2 protein-coding genes are annotated in these 2,773 nt (G+C 66.1%); both read right to left on the bottom strand.

Features of this window, described 5'->3' with window-relative positions; genetic code table 11:
• The coding region (locus WA965_RS07905; RefSeq protein WP_526447320.1) for a (Fe-S)-binding protein at positions 1–2,378 on the bottom strand (2,378 nt) is incomplete at its 3' end.
• 148 nt (positions 2,379–2,526) lie between these two features.
• On the bottom strand, positions 2,527–2,773 hold a 247-nt coding region (locus WA965_RS07900), incomplete at its 5' end, for a LuxR C-terminal-related transcriptional regulator (RefSeq protein ID WP_526447318.1).

Genomic DNA, 2,773 nt, shown 5'->3' with positions numbered 1-2,773 from the left:
GTGGCGGTGCTGGCCTTCACTTCCGCGGGCGCGGCCTCTTCCTCCTCGGCAGCTACTGTCGCGGCGGGGGCCTTCGCCGGCGCCTCGGCCGCGACGCGTGCCGCGCGCTCCTCGGCTTCCTTTGCGGCCGTGCCCTTTTCGGGCAATGCGAAGTTGCCCTTGTCCAACGAACCCAGCAGCAGCTGGGCCACATCGAGCACCTCGGGCTTCTCCACGTCCCGGTTCGCTGCGACGTCGTCGACACCGTCGGTCATCATCACGCGGCAGAACGGGCAGCCGGTCGCGATCGCCGACGCCCCGGTGTCCACCGCTTCCTCTGAGCGTTCGACGTTGACGCGCTTGCCGATGTGCTCTTCCATCCACATCCGGGCGCCGCCCGCGCCGCAGCACAGGCCGCGCTCGGCGTGGCGGGGCATCTCGGTCAGCTTCGCGCCCGACGCGCCGATCAGCTCGCGCGGAGCCGAGTACTCCTTGTTGTGCCGGCCGAGATAACACGGGTCGTGATAGGTGATATCCATACCGCCGTCGGACGGTTTGACCGGAATGAGCTTCTTGTCGCGTAGCAACCGGTTCAGCAGCTGCGTGTGATGCAGCACCGTGTAGGTGCCGCCGAGCTGCGGGTACTCCCGGCCGAGGGTGTTGAAGCAGTGCGGGCAGGTGACGACGACCTTGCGGTCCACCCGCTCGACGCCCTCGAACAGGCCGTTGAGCGTTTCCACGTTCTGGGCGGCTAGCTGCTGGAACAGGAACTCGTTGCCCGAGCGGCGGGCCGAGTCGCCGTTGCAGGTCTCACCCTCGCCCAGCACCAGGTACTTGACCCCGGCGGCGGCCAGCAGTTCGGCGACCGCCTTGGTGGTCTTCTTCGCCCGGTCCTCGTACGCACCGGCGCACCCGACCCAGAACAGGTACTCGTAGCCGTCGAACGATTCGACGTCCTTGCCGAAGACCGGCACATCGAAGTCGACCTCGTCGATCCAGTTGGTGCGGTCCTTGGAGTTCTGTCCCCACGGATTGCCCTTGGCCTCGAGGTTCTTGAACAGCACACCCAGTTCGCCCGGGAACTCCGACTCCATCATCACCTGGTAGCGGCGCATGTCGACGATGTGGTCGATGTGCTCGATGTCCACCGGGCACTGCTCGACGCAGGCGCCACAGGTGGTGCACGACCACAGCACGTCCGGATCGATGACGCCACCCTCCTCGAGGGTGCCGACCAGCGGGCGGGTCGCCTGCAGGGGCGAATCGGCGGGGATGCGCTCGAAGCCCGACTCCGGCACGTGGTGGTGCTCGTCGTGGTCCTCGCCGCGCACCTTCTCGCCGAGGCCGCCCTCCGGGGTGTTCTCGAGCGGGCTCTCCTTGCCGTCCAGGAAGTACGGCGCCTTCGCGAACATGTGGTCGCGCAGGTTCATGATCACGAGCTTCGGGGACAGCGGCTTGCCGGTGTTCCACGCCGGGCACTGCGACTGACAACGCCCGCACTCGGTGCAGGTGGTCATGTCGAGGAAGCCCTTCCAGGTGAAGTCCTCGATCTTTCCGCGACCCAGCACCGCATCCTCGGCGGGATCCTCGAAGTCCACGATCTCGCCCTTGGACTCGACGGGCAGCAGCGGGCCCAGGCCGTCGGGCAGCCGCTTGAACGTGACGTTGATCGGGGCCAAGCCGATGTGCAGGTGCTTGGAGTGCAGCACGATCAGCAGGAACACCAGCATGATCGCGATGTGCCCGAGCAGGGCCAAAGTCTCGATCCACTCGTTGGCCGGTTCACCGAGCGGACTCAGGATCGCGCCCATCAGTTGCGAGAAGAACGCGCCGTCGCCGTAGGGCAGCGCGCCGGTGTTGACCGCGGCGCCGCGCACCAGTGCGTAGGTCCAGACGACGTTGAAGATCATGAACAGGATCAGCCAGGCGCCGCCGGTGTGGGACCCGTAGAAGCGGGAGTCGCGGCCGTGCTTCTTCGGTTCGCGGACGATGCGGATGATCGAGAACGTGATGATGCCCAGCAGCACCGCGAGAGCGAAGAAGTCCTGCAGGAAGCCGAGTACGTCCCACCGGCCGACGAACGGGATGTGGAAGTCGTGGTCGACGAGTTGGCCGAAGGCCTCGAGGTAGACGGTGGCGAGGACGAAGAAGCCCCACATGGTGAAGAAGTGCGCGATGCCAGCCGTGTTCCAGCGCAGTAGCCGGGTCTGGCCGAACACTTCCTCGAACTGCGTGGTGATGCGCTTCCTGAGGTCGTCCTTGCGATTGTTGGACGCGCTCATCGGCTGGCCCGAGCGGATCAGCTTGGTCAGCCACACCACGCGCTTTGCGGCCAAAGCACCGACGACGACGATCATCAACGCCCCGACGATGATCCTGATCAACATCTGCGTTTCCACGCGCATCCTCCGGTGACGATGTTACCCGCGGGTAACTTTGGCAATGTTACCCGCGGGTAACTTTAGCTGGGTGCCTGCTCATAGTTGCATCCCGTCCGGAAACGGCGCTACGAAGGCTGTCCTAACTGTCTGGCGAGGTGCGCGTCGGTCAGCTCGACGTGGAGAGCATCGCCCGCAGCATGGACAGCATCTCCGAGCGCGATTCCGCGCCGAGTCGGCGACGGATCCGGGCGACGTGATGCTCGACCGTTTTCGCTGAGATGAACAGCTGCGCCCCGATGTCGCGGTAGGGCATGCCGTTGAGCAACAGCTCGGCGACCTCCCGCTCGCGGTCGGACAACTGGGCCGCGGCAGGCCGGGGCGGGGCCGCCGGAGGCACGGCGACACCGTCGCGG

It is taken from the genome of Mycobacterium sp., assembly GCF_049683935.1.
In the GTDB taxonomy this organism is placed as follows: Bacteria; Actinomycetota; Actinomycetes; order Mycobacteriales; family Mycobacteriaceae; genus Mycobacterium.
The sequence above is the reverse complement of the archived record's forward strand: the minus strand, read 5'-3'. Positions and strand labels throughout refer to the sequence as shown.